The following is a 17,656-nucleotide window of genomic DNA, read 5'->3' on the forward strand; positions in this document are numbered from 1 at the left end:
TGCCGTCGCGTAATGGCAGCCATGCCTGCCATGCGAGGCTGCCATTGCTACCACCCGCAGGCCTTGAGGAACCGACCCACCGTGCCGGCCATGCCATACTCCAACGCGTCGGCTGTCAACCCATGTCCGATCGACACTTCGGCCAATGCCGGAATGCGCCTGGCAAGTGCCGGCAGATTGCTGACCACCAGATCGTGCCCGGCATTGACCTGAAGCCCGGCGGCAAGCGCGGCGTCGGCTGTTTTTCCCAGCCTTTCCAGCTCTTTGGCCGCTTTGGCGGAATCTGTGTGATAGCTGCCGTATGGACCCGTATAGAGCTCGATGCGGTCGGCGCCGGTGTCGCATGCGGCCGCCACCCAATCGGGGTCCGGATCGGAAAACAGCGACACGCGAAAGCCCCCCTTTTTCAGACGCTTGACGATCGGTGTGAGGAACGCGGCCTGGGTAGCGAAGTTCCAGCCATGGTCCGATGTCGCCTGAGCCGGATCGTCCGGCACCAAAGTCACCTGTTCGGGCTGATGCTTTTCCACAAGCAACAGGAAATCCTCGGTCGGATAGCCTTCGATGTTGAATTCCGCGCGCGGAAACTCGTCGTCGATCAGCGAGCGAATCTCGGGCAGATCGGAGTGTCTTGTATGCCGTTCGTCGGGGCGTGGATGCACCGTCAGCCCATGCGCTCCGGCCGCCAGCGCGATGCGGCCGATGCCGGTGACGCTGGGCCACGGCAGGTCGCGCCGGTTGCGCAGCATGGCGATGGCATTGAGGTTGACGGAGAGCTTTGCAGGCATGCGGGTGGCCTCGGAAATCGTTAGACGCGCCCACCTATAATGGCTTTGGCGGGAACAGTAATGCCTTTGGTGGGAACAGACTGGGGGTTTCGGGTGTTCCAAGCCTGATGAACCAGCCGGGAAAGGTAGCGCCGATGAATTTTCTTGATGAGGTGCCGGCAATCCGCCGTATCGAGACCAGCCGTGACGACCTTTTCGCCATCGATGTCGTCGGGCACGTTTCCGCGGCCGATGGTGAAAATCTTTTCGGATTGCTGGAGGCAGCCTACGCCCTGCATCCGCGCGTCGATGTGCTGGTGCGCCTCGTCGACCACGACGGCGTCGACTGGGCCGACATCGCTGACGAGACCCTGAAGCAGGGCGCCATTCATGCATTGGAACATGTCGACCGTTGCGCGACGATCGGCGAACCGGACTGGATAGCGGACGCACAACGCTTTCTGCCGTCCTCACCACCCATCGAAATCAGGCATTTCAGGACGGAGGACGAGGCTGCCGCCTGGCAATGGCTTGCCGCACAGCCTATCGGGGCAACAGCATCCGGCGCCCCTACCTGACGATCGTCAGCCGCTCGGCCGCCCGCGTGATGGCGGTGTAGAGCCAGCGCTGGCGGGTTTCCTTGAAGGCCCAGCTTTCATCGAACAGCACGATCTCGTTCCACTGTGAGCCCTGCGCCTTGTGCACGGTCAGCGCGTAGCCATAGTCGAAATCGTCGAAGCGCTTCTTCTGCTGCCAGGGGATATCGGCGTCCGGATCCTCGAACGCCGCCTTGAGCAGCTTGATCTTGGCGACGCCGCGATCCGGATCGTCCTCTTCCGGCGACACCAGAAGGTTGATGCCGGGCTTCACCGTCTCGCGCGACGATGTCATCACCTTCCACAGCGAGCCGTTGAGCAGGCCCTTTGCCGGATCGTTGCGCAGGCAGACCAGCTTGTCGCCGGCTTGCGGATAATCGGCGTTGAAGCCCTTGAGCTCGCGCAGCCGCTGATTGTAGCGGCGCCGCGTGCGATTGGTGCCGACCAGCACCTGGTCCGCCTTCAGCACCAGTTCCTGGGTAACGTCTTCCTTGCCGATCACCTGCGCCGTGCCATAGTCGCCACGCATGAACTCGCGGCCCTCGCGCACATCGAGCGCCAGCCGCAGGATCGGATTGTCGCGCGCCTGCCGGTGGATTTCGGTGAGCAGGAAATCGGGCTCATGGTCGGTGAAGAAGCCGCCGCCCGAGATCGGCGGCAGCTGGCCGGGGTCGCCGAGCACCAGGATCGGCGTGCCGAAACTCATCAGGTCGCGGCCGAGTTGCTCGTCGACCATCGAACATTCGTCGATGACGACCAGCTTGGCCCGCGAGATGGGGCTCTGCCGGTTGAGCGAAAAAGTCGGCGACATCGAGGTCTTGCCGGTGACCTCGTCGGCCACCGATTCCTCGCCCTTCGGCCGATAGATCAGCGAATGGATGGTGCGGGCGTTGACCGCCCCCTTGGAGCGCAGAACTTGCGCGGCCTTGCCGGTGAAGGCGGCGAACTGCACCTGGCCGTCGACATGTTCGGCGAAATAGCGCGCCAGCGTCGTCTTGCCGGTGCCGGCATAGCCGAACAGACGGAACAGCTGCGGCTGGCCGGTCTTGAGCCAGCGGGCAACCGCTTGCAGCGCCTCGTCCTGTTGGGGAGAGAATTCCATCAGCGCGAGAGACCGGATTCGCAAGGGAAAGACAAGACAGCCGCCATCATCATCGATGCGCCGGGACGCTTCAGTGCCGCCGACGGGTCAAGCTATCAGGCACGGACAAGAACGTAAAGGGAACATACAAGCTCACCCCAGACCTTATCGAATCCGCTGGGGATCGTTCTCCAGCAGGATCGGCTTGCCGTGCGGGGTGGCATGTGCCGCGCGCTCCCATGCCTCAGCCATCGCGTCGACATCGGCCTTGGCGGCCAGTCCCTTCGAGGCAAGCAGGCTTTCCAGCGCCGCCAGCCAATGTTCGTAATAATCATGGCCGTCCGCTGCGGCGCCCGGTCTTTTCACTTCGCTCGACAGCGCCTGCGCCCACTCGCTCCACGAAAACAGGCCCTTGTCATGCAGCGCCACTGTCATGGCAAAGGCTTCGGCCTGCCATGGCTCGGCAAACACCGGGGCCTCGACGCCAAGCGGCAAATCGGCGGTGGGACCATTCACCTCAGGCCGGCTCAAGATAGCTCTCCCAGGCGTCTATCGACACGCTTAGCGTCGGGTCGGCCCCCTCGCCCCAGATTTCCGATCCTTCGAAAACCACGGTGTAGACCCATTGCGGATTTTCGCCGTGTCCATGCGCGTTGCTGTCGGGAAAAACAAAACCGTCGTGCACCGCCTCGATCACGCCGTGCTTGCCGCGTGCGTAGCGCGGCAGCCGCGTGTGGCCGGTCGGGTTGAAGTTCTTGGTCCGCACGGGGTCTCCGGCCTTGAACCGCGCCGCTTGCGCCACCGGCCGGTCGCAAGGGCTGCCCTTGGCCAGCACTGCGGGCACGTTTTCCGCCTTCAGCACCCTCTTGGGAGTCGCTGCTGGATCGACTGCCTTGCCCGCTTCGAGATCGCGCTGGCTGACGAAGCCATGGCGCTTTAACAGCACCTCCAGCGCCTTGATCCATATCTCGTAGTAGCTCGATGAATAGTAGACAGCCGGATGCAGCGATTCCCGTGCATGCCGGCTCTCGTCGATGTTCCACGCGCCCATGGCGCCGGCAGTCAGCGTCACGCCGAGCGCCCGCCTTTCCCAGGCGGCATGGAAGTAAGGTTCGTCCTTTTCCGGCGCGACCGGGCCGAAACCCATCTGTCCGCCGAGATCCTGCGGCCCGTTCATGCCGGCTGTTCCGCCAGGCCGGTGCCGATCATCGCATCGCGGCTCACCAGCTCCGCCAGCCGCTCCTCGCTCCAGCCCTCGGTACCCTCGGGCCGCATCGGCACGACGAGATAGCGCAGCTCGGCAGTGGAATCCCAGACGCGGATTTTCTTGTCCGCCGGCAGCGTCAGCCCGAACTCTTCCAGCACGCCGCGCGGATCGATCACCGCGCGCGAACGATAGGGCGGCGCCTTGTACCAGACCGGCGGCAGGCCAAGCACCGACCACGGATAGCAGGAGCACAGTGTGCAGACGACGAGATTATGGGTATCCTGCGTGTTGAACACCGCCTGCATGTGCTCGCCCTGGCGGCCGGTATAGCTCAGCGATGCGATCGCCGCCGTCGCGTCGCGCTTCAGCCAATCGGCAAAGGCAGGATCGCTCCAGGCCTTGGCCACCACCCTGGCGCCGTTGCGCGGCCCGATCTTCGTCTCGTAGGTGTCGACGATGACGTCGATCGCGGCCGGATCGATCAGACCCTTCTGGGCGAGGATCGTCTCCAGCGCACGCACGCGGGCGGCAAACGGATCGAGTTCGTTGTCGTGATCATGATCGTGTGACATGGCGACAAACTACGTTTGCAGTGATGCCGCTGCAAGCATGAGGGCTTGGGCCAACGGCACATGGCGCCAGCTCTACCCCCTATTCGGCGGCCGCCCGCTGCGGCTCGGGCAGCATGTCTTCCCTGGGCTTGAACAGCGAGGGCTGATCCCCCGCTTCGACCGAGCCCGGCTCGCCCTTGCGCTTCGACCAAAGCCCGACCAGCCAGCCCGAGAAATTCTCCATGTAGACATAGATCACCGGCGTCACGAACAGGGTCAGTGCCTGCGAGGCAAGCAGGCCGCCGACAACGGCAACGCCCAGCGGCTGGCGCAGTTCGGCGCTGGCGCCGGTGCCGAGCGCAATCGGGAACGTGCCCATGAGTGCCGCCAGCGTCGTCATCATGATCGGCCTGAACCGCATCAGGCAGGCCTTGTGGATCGACTCGGTCGCCGACATGCCTTCTCGTCGCAACTCAAGCGCGACATCGACCATCATGATGCCGTTCTTCTTGACGATGCCGATCAGCATCAGGATGCCGATCACCGCGATGACCGACAGATCCATGCCGGCGAAGCGCAGCGCAACGACCGCTCCCAGCACGGCCGACGGCAGGCCGGTGAGGATGGTCAGCGGGTGGATGAAGCTTTCGTAGAGGATGCCGAGCACGATGTAGATGGTCAGGATTGCGCCGCCGACCAGAAAACCCTGGTTGGCCAGCGAATCCTGGAAGGTCTTGGCCGTGCCGGCAAAGGTCGTCGAGATCACCGTCGGCATGCCGATCTGCTCTTTCAGCGCATTGATGCGCGTCACGCTGTCGCCCAGCGCCACGCCCTGCGGCAGATTGTAGGAGATGGTCACGGCTGGAAGCTGGCCGAGCTGGTTGACGGTCAGGGCGCCGGCCGTGCGATCGACGCGGGCGAAGGCGCCGAGCGGAACAAGACTGCCGCTCGCCGTCCTCATCTGGATGGCCAGCATCCGCTCGGGCGACCACTCGATCTTGGGATCGAGCTCGGTGATGACTTCATAGCTGTCGGCCGAACCGAAGATGGTCGAAACCTGGTCGGTGCCGAACCCGCCATAGAGGGCGGAGCGCAACGTGTCGGTATCGATACCGAGTTGGGCGGCCTTGTCGCGATCCACCACCAGCGTCGCCTGCAGCGCATTGTTCTGCAGGTCGCTGGTGACGTCGGTGAAGTTCGCATGGTCGGCCGCCATCGCGTCGCTCAGTTTCTGCGCCCAAATATCGGTGAGGCCGGTATCAAGGCCCTGAACCACGAGCTGGTAGGCGCTTGCGGACGACCGCGAGCCCAGCCTCAAATTCTGCACCGGCTGCATGTAGGTCTCGATGCCAGCAACGCCGGCCAGTTGCTTGCGCAGATCCGCAAGCACCTTCTCGATAGCGGGACGCTGGTCCTTGCCCTTGAGCTGGACGAAAAGCTGCCCCTGGTTGAGCGCGTTGTTGCCGCTGCCCGCCGACCACGCCACATGGTCGACATAGGGCGAATGCGAGAAGACGCTGGCGACCTGTCCTTGCAGCCTGGACATGGCGTCGAAAGAGATGTCCTGACGTGCGATGGTGGTCACCGATATCTGGCCGATATCCTCTTGCGGGAAGAAGCCCTTCGGCGAGATCTGGATCAGCCACACCGACGCTGCCGCGGTGCCGACGAAGACGAGGAACACCAGGAAGGTGTGCCGCAGGCAGAAGCTCAAGACCCTGTCGTAGCCGCGCGTGACGAGGTCCTGCTTGTGACCGGGGCCATGCTTGTCGCGGTCGGCTTTGGTCACCGACAGCAGCCGCGAGCACAGCATCGGCGTCAGCGTCAGCGACACGAACATCGACGCCAGGATGGCGACCGTCACCACCACGGCGAACTCGTTGAAGATGCGCCCGATGACGCCGCCCATCAGCAGCACGGGGATGAAAACCGCCACCAGCGAGATCGAGATCGAGATGATGGTGAAGCCGATTTCGCGCGCGCCCTTCAGCGAGGCGTCGAAGGCCGACAGCCCGTCCTCCTCCATGTGGCGGAAGATGTTTTCAAGCATCACGATGGCGTCGTCAACGACGAGGCCGACCGCCAGCGTCAGGCCCATCAGCGAGATGTTGTCGATGGAAAAGCCGAACAGGAACATCGCGCCGAGCGTGGCGATCAGCGAGATCGGCACCGCCACGGCCGGGATGATTGTCGCCGTCACCCGGCGCAGGAACACGAAGATCACCATGATGACCAGGGCAATGGTGAGCAGCAGCGTGAACTGCACGTCGCTGACCGCCTGCCGGATCGAACTGGAGCGGTCGTTAAGCAACTTGATGTCGGCGGCGGCCGGCATCTGGTCCTTGAAGGACGGCAGCATCGCCTTGACCTTGTCGACGACGTCGACAGTGTTGGCGTCGGGCTGGCGCTGCACGGCCATGATGATCGCGCGGGTGCCATCGTACCAACTTGCGGTCGTGGTCGTCTGCACCGAATCGACCACGCGGGTCACCTCGCCCAGCCGTACCGGGTGACCGTTCTTGGTGGCGATGATGATGTTGGAGAAACCGGCGGCGTCGGTCAGCTGCGTGTTGGCGGTGATGGTGAGCTGCTGCTTGTCGTTCTGGAGCACGCCGAGCGGCGTGTTGCTGTTGGCCGAGGCAACCGCCGCCTGCAGCTGATCGATCGAGATGCCGCGTGCGGCAAGCGCGGTCGGGTCGATCTGGATGCGCACCGCGTATTTCTGCTGGCCGAAGATCGAGACCTGCGCCACGCCGTCGATGGTCGACAGCGACGGCGAGATGACGTTTTCCGCGAACGCATCGAGGTCGGTCAGCGGAACCGTGTCGCTGACCAGCGACATCAAAAGGATCGGCGCGTCGGCCGGATTGACCTTGCGATAGCTCGGCGGCGCCGTCATCTGCGGCGGCAATGATTTCTGCGTGCGCGCGATCGCCGCCTGCACGTCGGCCGCCGCCGCGTCGATGTCTCGGTTGAGCACGAACTGGATGGCGATCGAAGTCTGGCCAAGCGAATTGGTGGTCGAGATCGAATCGATGCCGGCGATGGTGGCGAACTGCTTGATCAGCGGCGTCGCCACCGATGTCGCCATGGTTTCCGGCGAGGCGCCGGGCAGCGAGGCCGAGACGTTGACCACCGGGAATTCGGCGCTGGGCAGTGCGGCCACCGGCAGGAACTTGTAGGCGAACAGCCCGCCCAGCACGAGGGCGAACGACATCAGAAGGGTGGCGACGGGCCGGCGTATGCAGAATTCGGAGATCATTGGGCGGCCTCGCCGGCGCTGGTCGCCTCGGCCACCTTGGGCGCAGCGGCACCCGCCGTGGTCTTGCCTTCATGCACCGCGGCGCCGTCCTTCAGCCGTGTCTGGCCCTCGGTGACAACCTTCTCACCGCTTTTCAGCCCCTGGCTGATGGCGCTGTTGTCGCCTTCGGTCAGCGCCACCTGCACCGGCCGCATCTCGACCGTGTTGTCCGGCTTGACCACATAGACGAAAGGGCCCTTCTGGCTTGGCTGCACGGCGACGGTAGGAACCGATGTCATCTGCGGCATGATGCCGGCGTCGAGCACGACATTCACATACTGGCCGGGCCATAGCGAAAGGTCGGCATTGGGAATACTTGCCCGCGTCGCGATAGTGCCCGACGCAGTGTCGACGCTGGAGTCGACGAAATCGAGCGTGCCCTTGCCGATCGGCGTCGCGTCACCATCCTTGGTCAGTGTCACCGCGCCCTGCTGCGGATTGGCAAGCGCCTTGTGCAGCAGGGCGAGATTGCTTTCCGGCAGATTGAAGTTGACCTGCAGCGGGTCCATCTGGGTGATGGTCACCAGCGGGGTCGCCGTGCTGCTGTTGCCATTGCTGACGGTGACGAGATCGCCGACGGCGACGCTGACCGCACCCAGCCTGCCGGAAATCGGCGCCGTGATCGTGGCGAAGCCAAGCTGGACATTGTCGGCGTCGATTGTCGCCTTGTCGGCGTCAACGGTCGCAGCGGCAGCCTTCTGCGCGGCGACGGCCTGGTCGTAGGTCTGCTGCGTGCCGGCCTGCTTGGCAACCAGATCCTTGGCGCGCTGGAGATCGGACTGCGAGCTGGCGAGCATCGCCTGATCCTTGGCGAGCGCCGCTTGATCCTTGGCAAGCTGCGCCTTCAGCGCCCGGTCATCGAGCGAGAACAGAACGTCGCCGACCCTGACCATCTGCCCATCCTTGACGTCGATCGAGACGATCTGGCTGGACACCCGCGCGTTGATGTTGACGACGGCGGGAGACGAGACGAAGCCGATCGCATAACGCCGGATCGGGAAATCGGCTGTCGAGGCGACGGCCGAGAGGATGGAAGCCGAGCGGGCGGCACCGCCGCCACCTGCCGCCTTGTCGCCCGCTGCCGGCTTGCCGGTTGCCGATTTGTCCGCGGCAGCGACCTGCTTTGCGCCGATGAGCTGCTGAGCCTTGCTCAGCGCGTCCGGAGACACATAGAGCCAGGCCGCGCCCGCACAGGCGACGGCAAGCAACGAAAGAACGACTTTTCCACGCATGGTCAAAGGCCCTCTCCACCCGACACGTCGTGGTCCGATGGTTCTACTCTAGCGCAAATCACGGCCCGTTGCCGCGATTTCGCCGAATAGATAGGACGCGCCTTTGTCGGAAAAGGGCCAAAACACGGCATTACGAAGATTTAATGTGCACTGCACAATGGATGTGCAACACGGGCTGAATCCCCATCCGACGGCTTGCGAGCCATCGCCTTCCGGCCTGAGACGACCAGAATCTGCGCGTCTCGGCCTATTTGAGCATCGGCCAAAGCGTCGCCGCCAGCAGCACGCCCATGGCGATGTTGAACCATTTCAGCCGTACCGGGTCCGACAGGAAACCGCGCAGCGCGGTGCCGAACCCAGCCCACACCGAGACGCTCGGTAAATTAACGATGGTGAAGGCCACAGCGATCAACACCACCGACAGGAACGGGTGCTCGGCATTGGCATAGACGGCCATGGCGGTGATCGCCATCACCCACGCCTTGGGATTGACCCACTGGAATGCAGCCGCCTCGATGAAGCGCATCGGCCGCGCCTTCGTCTCGCCCTTGCCGGTCAGCGTGCGCGACATGGCGATCTTCCAGGCGAGGTACAAAAGATAGGCGCCGCCGGCGATCTTGAGCGCGGTATGCAGCGCCGGAAACGCCGTCAACACAGCGCCAAGGCCAAGACCGACGGCAAGCAGCAGCACGAGGAAACCCATGCTGATGCCAAGCATGTGCGGAACGGTTCTGACGATGCCGAAATTCACGCCCGATGCCAGAAGCATGAGATTGTTCGGCCCCGGCGTGATCGAAGTCACCAAGGCGTAGACAAGCAGGGCAAGGAAAGCGTCAAGCGACATGGATATCCTCCCCGACAAGTCAGGATCGTTGTCTTTTCTAGGCAACCCGCAAAGGCCCACGGACGGCCCACAGCGGGGCCAGAAGCCTCACTGTGGAAGCTGGCTGGCGCGCCCGGCGCCAGCACCGAAGGCCTACATCGCCTGCGGGCCGCGGTTCAACGCCGCCACGCCGGTGCGGCAGATTTCGACCAGGCCGAGCGGCTTCATGATGGCGATGAACTGATCGATCTTGGAGCCCTTGCCGGTGATCTCGAAGATGAAATGCTCGGTGTTGGCGTCGATGACGCTGGCGCGGAACGCATCGGCCAGCCGCAGCGCCTCGACCCGGGCCTCGCCGATGCCGGCGACCTTGACCAGCGCCAGTTCGCGTTCCAGCGGCCGCTCCTGGCCGGATTCATGCGAACGCACGGTCAGGTCGACGACGCGGTGCACCGGCACGATGCGCTCCAGCTGGTGCTTGATCTGCTCCAGCACATGCGGCGTGCCGCGCGTCACGATGGTGATGCGCGACAGGTGTTTTTCATGCTCGGTCTCGGAGACGGTCAGGCTCTCGATGTTGTAGCCGCGCCCGGAAAATAGGCCGATGACCCGGGCAAGCACGCCCGGCTCATTGTCGACCAGCACGGAAAGCGTGTGGTTTTCCGGCTTTTCCGTTTCCTTGGCGATAAAATAGGCCGAACCGGTCGGTTGTAGCTGTGCGTTCATGACATGAATCTCGATTTCAAGCTCTTGAGCTAATTCTTTGTTTGCGCAGGGCTTTCTCGCGACAGCCCTGCCTTGGTTCTGCCGGCTACACCAGTTCCCTGCCCTTGGCGTCGATGGCATTGGCCACCGCCTCGTCGGTTGCCTCGTCGGGCAACAGCATCTCGTTATGCGCCTTGCCCGACGGGATCATCGGGAAGCAGTTGGCGAGCGTCGCCACGCGGCAATCGAACAGCACCGGCTTCCTGACCGAGATCATCTCCTTGATCGCGTCGTCCAGCTCGTCCGGCTTTTCGCAGCGAATGCCGTGGCCGCCATAGGCCTCGGCCAGCTTGACGAAGTCCGGCATCGCCTCGGTATAGGAATGCGACAGCCGGTTGCCGTGCAGCAACTGCTGCCACTGCCGCACCATGCCCATATACTGGTTGTTGAGGATGAAGATCTTGATCGGCGCATTGTGCTGCACCGCCGCGCTCATCTCCTGCATCGTCATCTGCACCGAGGCGTCGCCGGCAATGTCGATGACCAAAGCGTCGGGATGCGCGATCTGCACGCCGAGTGCTGCCGGCAGGCCATAACCCATCGTGCCCAGCCCGCCCGACGTCATCCAGCGGTTCGGCTTCTCGAAACGATAGTGCTGCGCCGCCCACATCTGGTGCTGGCCGACCTCGGTGGTGATGTAGGTGTCCATGCCCTTGGTCAGTTCGTAGAGCCGCTCGATGGCGTATTGCGGCATGATCACGTCGTTGTTCATCTTGTAGGCGAGCGAGTCGCGCGCACGCCATTTGGCGATCTGCTCCCACCAGGGGTAGAGCGCCTTCTTGTCGGCCTTGGCGCTCGCCCGCCACAGCCGCACCATATCCTCCAGCACCCGGCCGACATCGCCGATGATCGGCACCTCGGTGTGGACGTTCTTGTTGATCGACGACGGATCGATGTCGATGTGGATCTTCTTCGAGTTCGGCGAGAAGGCGGTCAGCCGGCCGGTGATGCGGTCGTCGAAGCGCGCACCGATGCAGATCATCACGTCGCAATCATGCATGGCCATGTTGGCTTCATAGGTGCCGTGCATGCCGAGCATGCCCATCCAGTTCTTGCCCGATGCCGGATAGGCGCCGAGGCCCATCAGCGTCGAGGTGATCGGGAACCCGGTGAGATCGACCAGTTCGCGCAACAGATGGCTCGCTTCCGGGCCGGAGTTGATGACGCCGCCGCCGCTGTAGATGATCGGCTTCTTGGCGCCCGCCATCAACTCGACCGCCGCCTTGATCTTCTCCAGGTCGCCCTGGACCTTTGGCTGGTAGCTGGTGCGTGGCGCGATCTGCGGCGGGACATAGAATCCCTTGGCGAACTGCACATCCTTCGGGATGTCGACGACGACCGGACCGGGACGGCCGGTGGTCGCGACATGAAAGGCCTCGTGGATGGTGGCGGCGAGCTCGTTGACGTCCTTCACCAGCCAGTTGTGCTTGGTGCAGGGGCGCGTGATGCCGACCGTATCGCATTCCTGAAAAGCGTCCGAGCCGATCAGCGAGGTCGGCACCTGCCCGGTCAGGCAGACCAGCGGGATCGAATCCATCAACGCGTCCTGCAGCGGCGTCACCGCATTGGTGGCGCCCGGGCCGGAGGTCACCAGCATCACGCCGGCCTTACCGGTCGAACGCGCATAGCCTTCCGCCGCATGGCCGGCGCCCTGCTCATGGCGCACCAGTATGTGCTCGACCTCGTCTTGCTGAAAAATCTCGTCATAGATCGGAAGGACAGCGCCGCCGGGATAGCCGAAGACATGCTTGACGCCATTGTCCTTCAGCGCCTGCACCACCATTTCGGCGCCCGTCATCTCGCGCCGCTCGTTCTGTCCGTTGCTCATCGGTCTGGTCCCGTACTGTCGCCATTGGGCGTTTGCTGGTCGTTTAGTCGTGTTTCAGGCAATAAAAAAGGCCCCCGAGGGAGCCTGTGTCTTGCGCATGGGGGGTTTTCGCCCGGCGGTTACACCGCCTTGCCCACGCGCTTTCCTACGAGAATGAGTGCTGTTTTCATGGTGGCGGACACTAAGGGCGGGCAAGGCGACCTGTCAACGGGAAAAATCGCGCCGGCGCGCACAGCGTGCCGGCGCGATTGAGGCGATCAGCCCGGCGCCTTGCAGCGGGAAACGCGCGGATCGCAGTTGGACACCTTCCTCGCCTGCATCTTCGCTGGCGGATGGTGAGGTGCCACCCTTGCCGGGCCATGGTGCTGGGGCATGTGCATTGCCATCGCCTGCTGATGCGGCTTCTGTTGTCCGGCACCGCGTGCAGGACGCTGCCCCGAGACCGGCTTGGCCGAACCCGGTTTGGCCGACGATTTGACGACGATACGTCCATCGCCCGCGGTCCTGTCGGCATGCAGCTTGAGCGGATCGGCCTTCACGCCGTTGCCGGCGGCCATCCGCTTGCGCACAGTGTTGCCAGGCTTCACGACGGCTGGATTGCTCGCTGTCACAGCGCTCGGAGACGTGGCCTTGTCGCCGCTCGCAATCTTGGGGCCATGGCCCGCCACGATTTGCCCGTTCCCATTGGCCGCCTTGGCGGCAGGCATTGCATTGCCGGCAAGCTTCTTGATTTCGGCGCCCCTGGAAGCATCGAGACGTGCACTGGCAAACACGCCTTTGGGCGGAGGAACCAGTTTTGCCGCCTTGATCGATTCCATGACGGGCTTCGGGAGTTGCTGCAGCCGGGGTCCGGCATTGATTGCAACCACCTGGTTGCCAAGCCGCACGCGTGGCGCATTGTTGACCACGACCGTCTGGTTGATGAATGTCGTGTTGCGCACGATGACGAGGTTCTCCTGAACCGGCCGCACCACCCTGACCAGATCCACCGCGCCGATCGCCGCCACCGGCACGAAACACCACCAGGCGTCGTCGAAGGCGGCACCGACGTCGGGCGGCGCCGGAGCCCAGCCGACATCATTGCCGCCCTGACGCCAGACCACCCAGGCTGGCGCCCATTGATCGCCGGCGATCCACACCCAGCCGAAATCGGGATCATACGCCCAGCGGCCATAGTGATAGACGACATCGCCGAATGGCTCGGTGGACTGCCAGTACCAGCCATTGTCAGTCCAGACCCACCTGCCTTCGGTGTAGGGCCGCCATTGGGTATGAACCGAGGGAACCCAGACATCGCCGAAGCGGCTGGAGGTTCGCCATCCGCCATAGTTCGAAAGCCTTTCGCGGACGGTGACGGAAATTTCCGCCGCATGCGCCTGTGTTCCGGGCAGCACCAGCGGGCCGGTCAGCGTCGCACTCAAGGCGATGACCGCGGCCATTGCTGCAGCACGTCCACGCCGGCCGAGAAAGTGGCGTGAAGACGCTTGGAAAAAGGATATGATAATCATAACGGGCTCCAGAGTTCCGCATCCAGAAAATCCCAGGAACCGCCCTGCTGCCCGCCACCGCTTCCCGGCTTCTCACCGATCGGTTGTCATCGTCCCCGGTGACCGCATTGCGGCATTTGACCATCAACTTTGCGCGACCGGCGCGGCATTCACAAATGGGACGGTCGTTTCCGGCGCCCGGGCGATTGCGAAACCGCCGGGTGATCCCATTTTGCGAATAAACCATTGAAACCGCTGGAAACTATGGTGGGGCGTGACGAGGGCCGCCATCTCTGACGATACTTGATCGTCCGGCGGCAAGCCCGTCGGAGCCACCACCATGACGATCTGGATTTCACGGGAGGAAACCTGATGCTCGACAAGCCCTCTAGCAAGAAACTGTCTGACGTACTCGACCAATTCGGCGCCGCGCTTGCTGCCAATGACATCGAGAAGGCGGTCGATTGCTTTCAAGAAGATTGCTACTGGCGCGACCTCGTTACCTTCACCTGGAACATCAAGACCATGGAAGGCCGCGACCAGGTCCGCGACATGCTGAAAAGCCAGTTGTCGAACACCAGGCCATCGCACTTCGCCATCGCCAAGGGCGAGGACGCGACCGAGAGCGGCGAACTGATCGAGGGCTGGATCAGCTTCGAGACGGAGGCGGCACGCGGCTTCGGCCATGTCAGGCTGAAGAACGGCAAGATCTGGACGCTGCTGACCACCATGGCCGAACTGAAAGGCCATGAGGAGCCGGCAGGCTTCGCGCGGCCGATGGGCGCCAGGCACGGCTCGGGCAAGAACCGTCCGACATGGAAGGAAGAGCGCGAGAGGGAAGCCGCCGAGCTCGGCTTCAAGACGCAGCCCTATACGGTGATCATCGGTGGCGGCCAGGGCGGTATCGCGCTCGGCGCGCGGCTGCGGCAGCTTGGCGTGCCGACCATCATCATCGAGAAGAACGAGCGTGCCGGCGACAGCTGGCGCAAGCGCTACAAGTCGCTCTGCCTGCATGACCCGGTCTGGTACGACCATCTGCCCTATATCGATTTCCCCAAGAACTGGCCGGTCTTCTCGCCCAAGGACAAGATCGGCGACTGGCTGGAAATGTACACCAAGGTAATGGAGCTGAATTACTGGTCCTCGACCGAGGCCAAAAGCGCCTCTTATGACGACAAGACGAAGGAATGGACCGTTGTCGTCCACCGTGACGGCAAGGACATCACGCTGAAGCCGAAGCAGCTGGTGCTGGCGACCGGACAGTCCGGCAAAGCCAATCTGCCGAAATTCAAGGGCATGGAGACCTTCGAGGGCGATCAGCACCACTCGTCGAAGCATCCGGGTCCCGACGCCTATGCCGGCAAAAAGGCCGTTGTCATCGGATCCAACAATTCCGCCCATGACATCGCTGCCGCACTTTGGGAAGCCGGCGCCGACGTGACCATGGTGCAGCGCTCGAGTACCCATATCTCCAGGTCCGACACGTTGATGGAAATCGGACTGGGTTCGCTCTATTCGGAGCAGGCGCTGCAGAATGGCATCACCACCGCCAAGGCCGATCTCATCTTCGCTTCGCTGCCCTACAAGATCCTGCACGAGTTCCAGATCCCGGCCTATGCCGAGATGAAGAAACGCGATGCGGCATTCTACAAGGGACTGGAAAAGGCCGGTTTCATGCTCGACTGGGGCGACGACGAGTCCGGCCTGTTCATGAAGTACCTCAGGCGCGGCTCTGGCTATTACATCGATGTTGGCGCATCGCAGTTGGTCATCGATGGTTCGATCAAGCTGAAGAGCGGCGTCGACGTCGAAGAGATCAAGCAGCACTCGGTTCTGCTCAGCGACGGGTCGGAACTGCCTGCGGACCTCATCGTCTACGCCACCGGCTACGGCTCGATGAACGGCTGGGCCGCCGATCTGATATCGCGCGAAACCGCCGACAAGGTCGGCAAATGCTGGGGCCTCGGCTCGAACACCACCAAGGATCCCGGCCCCTGGGAAGGCGAGTTGCGCAACATGTGGAAGCCTACACAGCAGGAAGCGCTGTGGTTTCACGGCGGCAACCTGCACCAGTCACGCCACTATTCACAATTCCTGGCGCTGCAGCTGAAGGCCAGGCAGGCCGGCTTGGCGACGCCGGTCTACGGGCTGCAGCAGGTGCATCACAAGGGGTAGGCGAGCGCGATTCCGGCGAAGCCGGAAGAAAGAAAGGAGGCAGGGCTTGCACCCTGCCTCCTTCCTTTGAGGGAATTACGCCGGCTTACCCGCCGCGAACTGCGTCACCACCCGCTGCAACAGCGGCACGTAATCGCGAAACGTCCGCGTCTTCATGTTGGCAATCTTGCCGCTCTCGTCCCAGATGCGGACCCGGACCGCTTCCTCATGGAACGGGTTCTTGCGGAACTCGGCCACCTCCTCGGCATTCATCGGCCCGCCCTGCAGCGACAGCGTGTGCACCGAGGCCTGCGACAGCCTGCCAAAATAGGTCGGATCGGTGGCGCAGAGATAGCGCTTGGCGGCGACATGCAGCCTGACGCATTCGACGATGACAGGTGGAAAGAACGGCGCCAGCACTTCGCCGCCGGCTTCGTCATGATGCTTGTCCTCGACATCCTCGGGCGAATAGGTGCCGAACTCGCTGGTGTAGTGGCCAATGTCGTGCAGCAGCGCCGCCGCCACCAGCTCGTCCGGCGCGCCGTCCTTTTCGGCGAACCAGGCGCCCTGCAGCATGTGCTCCGACATGGTGACGGGTTCGCCGAGATAGGATTCCGCACCCCGGCGCTCGAAGATGTCGGCGATGAATTCGACGATATTGTCCGCGTTCAAATCCTGGCCGCTCATTCCGCCGCCTCCTTGAACCCGTGTTCTATCGACGCGAGCGTCGACAGCAGGCCATCCTTGTCGGCGTAACAGCCCTGCAGCCAGCGCTTGCCGGTTCCGGAAAACGCCTTGCGGGCGTGCATGACGCGCGTGTTGTCGACGATGAAAGCCTGCCCCGCTTCGAGCTTGAACGTCACTTCGAAGGATGGATCCTCGATCAGTTCGGCGAACCGGCGGTAGGCCGCGTAGTACGCTTCCATGTCGGCGAAGGGCACGTCGACCGTCGGCGCCAGCGAGCGGTTGTTGAAGCGGATGCAGATCAGCTCGCCATCGGGCCCGAGCTCGATCATCGGCCGCTTCGCCTGCAGCCGCACACCGGAAGAGCCGGCATATTCGAAGCGCGCCGGGCATGAGCTCAGCAGCCGGAAGCCTTCCGGGTTCTCAGCCTGCAGCGCAGCCGCGACGGCAAATCCGTCGACGACGCTGGATTCGCCTCCCTCAACCGTATTCTCGATGCAGGACAGGATCTGCAGCGTCGGCACGGGGTCGCGATAGGGATTGTCGGTATGCGCCTGGAGCCCGAGATTGGTGTAGGCGAGATTGCTCGGATTGACCTCGGCGCGCACTTCGAACCAGCGCCCGTAATTGGTCTCCCTAATATAGCCGAACAGATCGGACACCTTGCACAGCGCTCCGGATTCGGCCGGCAGATCGTCCATCACCGCGAAGCCATAGGCTTTCACCGCCGACAGCCATTGCCGCAAGACGGCTTGGTCGCCACTGGCAGCAGAATAACCGGCGCGCGGCACCGAATTCTGCATCGAGGCCTTGGTCCATCGCACGGTGGCCTCGTCCGTCCAGCCGGGCTGGCGGGCCGCGTCACGATCATAGGCATTGGCGCTCAGCCATGCCGCCGGGAAACTCACTGTTTTCTGCTCCGGCACGAAGCTGACTTCCAGGGCGCCGCCCTTGACCGATGCCGCGCCGATCCTGGTGTCGGCGGGAATGTCGAGGATGGTGATCAGCCGTTGGCCATTGCCGGCGCTGCGCGTCTTGTCGTCCAGCGCATTGTCGCGCAGCCACATGGCGTGAAAGCGGCTGCGCGACCCGTCCTTCCAGCCAAGTTCGATTGTTCTACCTTCGTCGCCGATCAGCGCCTGGGTGAGCATGGAGATCCGTTCCTGTCCATTGCGTCCCC

Annotated in this window: 15 protein-coding genes; 2 read left to right on the forward strand and 13 right to left on the reverse strand. The window is 63.3% G+C overall.

The window, feature by feature from the left end:
• Positions 1-47 precede the first annotated feature (47 nt).
• Positions 48-788, reverse strand: coding sequence for a pyridoxine 5'-phosphate synthase (locus LB519_RS22695; protein ID WP_224621265.1), 741 nt, complete (start codon positions 786-788; stop codon positions 48-50).
• A gap of 134 nt (positions 789-922) precedes the next feature.
• Between LB519_RS22695 and LB519_RS22700 the strand changes: the two genes are divergently transcribed.
• Positions 923-1,345, forward strand: coding sequence for an STAS/SEC14 domain-containing protein (locus tag LB519_RS22700; protein WP_013531056.1), 423 nt, complete (start codon positions 923-925; stop codon positions 1,343-1,345).
• Here LB519_RS22700 and LB519_RS22705 read toward each other — a convergent pair.
• The 10 genes from LB519_RS22705 to LB519_RS22750 all read right to left on the reverse strand — a co-directional run bounded on the left by LB519_RS22705 (position 1,338) and on the right by LB519_RS22750 (position 13,590).
• A complete protein-coding gene (locus LB519_RS22705) occupies positions 1,338-2,465 on the reverse strand; it encodes an ATP-dependent RecD-like DNA helicase (RefSeq protein ID WP_013531055.1) in 1,128 nt (375 codons plus the stop codon). The genes LB519_RS22700 and LB519_RS22705 overlap by 8 nt on opposite strands.
• A 144-nt stretch (positions 2,466-2,609) precedes the next feature.
• Positions 2,610-2,975, reverse strand: coding sequence for a nitrile hydratase accessory protein (locus LB519_RS22710; RefSeq protein WP_224621266.1), 366 nt, complete (start codon positions 2,973-2,975; stop codon positions 2,610-2,612).
• Positions 2,962-3,621 carry a nitrile hydratase subunit beta gene (nthB, locus tag LB519_RS22715; RefSeq protein ID WP_224621267.1) on the reverse strand — a complete coding sequence of 220 codons (660 nt, stop codon included), beginning with the start codon at positions 3,619-3,621 and terminating at the stop codon, positions 2,962-2,964. Before nthB ends, LB519_RS22710 begins: the two co-directional genes overlap by 14 nt.
• A complete protein-coding gene (nthA, locus tag LB519_RS22720; RefSeq protein WP_224621268.1) occupies positions 3,618-4,223 on the reverse strand; it encodes a nitrile hydratase subunit alpha in 606 nt (201 codons plus the stop codon). Before nthA ends, nthB begins: the two co-directional genes overlap by 4 nt.
• 79 nt (positions 4,224-4,302) lie before the next feature.
• Entirely contained in the window at positions 4,303-7,464 is a 3,162-nt protein-coding gene (locus tag LB519_RS22725; protein ID WP_224621269.1) for an efflux RND transporter permease subunit, read from the reverse strand.
• Positions 7,461-8,735: an efflux RND transporter periplasmic adaptor subunit gene (locus tag LB519_RS22730; protein WP_063168269.1), complete on the reverse strand. Its 1,275-nt coding sequence runs from the start codon at positions 8,733-8,735 to the stop codon at positions 7,461-7,463. Before LB519_RS22730 ends, LB519_RS22725 begins: the two co-directional genes overlap by 4 nt.
• A gap of 247 nt (positions 8,736-8,982) precedes the next feature.
• Positions 8,983-9,579 (reverse strand): LysE family translocator, encoded by a 597-nt coding sequence (locus LB519_RS22735; RefSeq protein ID WP_024501399.1) that lies wholly within the window; start codon positions 9,577-9,579, stop codon positions 8,983-8,985.
• A gap of 132 nt (positions 9,580-9,711) precedes the next feature.
• Complete coding sequence (ilvN, locus tag LB519_RS22740; RefSeq protein ID WP_013531048.1) at positions 9,712-10,284, reverse strand: acetolactate synthase small subunit; 573 nt, start codon at positions 10,282-10,284, stop codon at positions 9,712-9,714.
• Positions 10,285-10,369: 85 nt separating this feature from the next.
• Positions 10,370-12,151: an acetolactate synthase 3 large subunit gene (locus tag LB519_RS22745; protein WP_082826477.1), complete on the reverse strand. Its 1,782-nt coding sequence runs from the start codon at positions 12,149-12,151 to the stop codon at positions 10,370-10,372.
• A gap of 257 nt (positions 12,152-12,408) precedes the next feature.
• On the reverse strand, positions 12,409-13,590 hold the full coding sequence (locus tag LB519_RS22750) for a DUF6600 domain-containing protein (RefSeq protein ID WP_224621270.1): 1,182 nt from the start codon (positions 13,588-13,590) through the stop codon (positions 12,409-12,411).
• A 420-nt stretch (positions 13,591-14,010) separates the two neighbouring features.
• Here LB519_RS22750 and LB519_RS22755 point away from each other — a divergent pair, with 420 nt between their 5' ends.
• Positions 14,011-15,813 (forward strand): NAD(P)/FAD-dependent oxidoreductase, encoded by a 1,803-nt coding sequence (locus LB519_RS22755; RefSeq protein WP_224621271.1) that lies wholly within the window; start codon positions 14,011-14,013, stop codon positions 15,811-15,813.
• 75 nt (positions 15,814-15,888) lie between these two features.
• Here LB519_RS22755 and LB519_RS22760 read toward each other — a convergent pair whose 3' ends face one another.
• Both LB519_RS22760 and LB519_RS22765 read right to left on the reverse strand, forming a co-directional pair.
• Positions 15,889-16,479: an HD domain-containing protein gene (locus LB519_RS22760; RefSeq protein ID WP_224621272.1), complete on the reverse strand. Its 591-nt coding sequence runs from the start codon at positions 16,477-16,479 to the stop codon at positions 15,889-15,891.
• Positions 16,476-17,627, reverse strand: coding sequence for a gamma-butyrobetaine dioxygenase (locus LB519_RS22765; protein WP_224621273.1), 1,152 nt, complete (start codon positions 17,625-17,627; stop codon positions 16,476-16,478). The genes LB519_RS22760 and LB519_RS22765 overlap by 4 nt, the downstream gene beginning before the upstream one ends.
• Positions 17,628-17,656 lie beyond the last annotated feature (29 nt).

It is taken from the genome of Mesorhizobium sp. AD1-1 (assembly GCF_020164655.1).
Taxonomy (GTDB): domain Bacteria; phylum Pseudomonadota; class Alphaproteobacteria; order Rhizobiales; family Rhizobiaceae; genus Mesorhizobium; species Mesorhizobium ciceri.

Coding starts and splice junctions, on each gene's coding strand:
- LB519_RS22760 (WP_224621272.1), bottom strand. CDS start 16,479: ATGAGCGGCCAGGATTTGAACGCGGACAATATCGTCGAATTCATCGCC.
- LB519_RS22755 (WP_224621271.1), top strand. CDS start 14,011: ATGCTCGACAAGCCCTCTAGCAAGAAACTGTCTGACGTACTCGACCAA.
- LB519_RS22695 (WP_224621265.1), bottom strand. CDS start 788: ATGCCTGCAAAGCTCTCCGTCAACCTCAATGCCATCGCCATGCTGCGC.
- LB519_RS22765 (WP_224621273.1), bottom strand. CDS start 17,627: ATGCTCACCCAGGCGCTGATCGGCGACGAAGGTAGAACAATCGAACTT.
- LB519_RS22725 (WP_224621269.1), bottom strand. CDS start 7,464: ATGATCTCCGAATTCTGCATACGCCGGCCCGTCGCCACCCTTCTGATG.
- LB519_RS22750 (WP_224621270.1), bottom strand. CDS start 13,590: ATGGCCGCGGTCATCGCCTTGAGTGCGACGCTGACCGGCCCGCTGGTG.
- nthA (WP_224621268.1), bottom strand. CDS start 4,223: ATGTCACACGATCATGATCACGACAACGAACTCGATCCGTTTGCCGCC.
- LB519_RS22700 (WP_013531056.1), top strand. CDS start 923: ATGAATTTTCTTGATGAGGTGCCGGCAATCCGCCGTATCGAGACCAGC.
- LB519_RS22705 (WP_013531055.1), bottom strand. CDS start 2,465: ATGGAATTCTCTCCCCAACAGGACGAGGCGCTGCAAGCGGTTGCCCGC.
- nthB (WP_224621267.1), bottom strand. CDS start 3,621: ATGAACGGGCCGCAGGATCTCGGCGGACAGATGGGTTTCGGCCCGGTC.
- ilvN (WP_013531048.1), bottom strand. CDS start 10,284: ATGAACGCACAGCTACAACCGACCGGTTCGGCCTATTTTATCGCCAAG.
- LB519_RS22730 (WP_063168269.1), bottom strand. CDS start 8,735: ATGCGTGGAAAAGTCGTTCTTTCGTTGCTTGCCGTCGCCTGTGCGGGC.
- LB519_RS22735 (WP_024501399.1), bottom strand. CDS start 9,579: ATGTCGCTTGACGCTTTCCTTGCCCTGCTTGTCTACGCCTTGGTGACT.
- LB519_RS22745 (WP_082826477.1), bottom strand. CDS start 12,151: ATGAGCAACGGACAGAACGAGCGGCGCGAGATGACGGGCGCCGAAATG.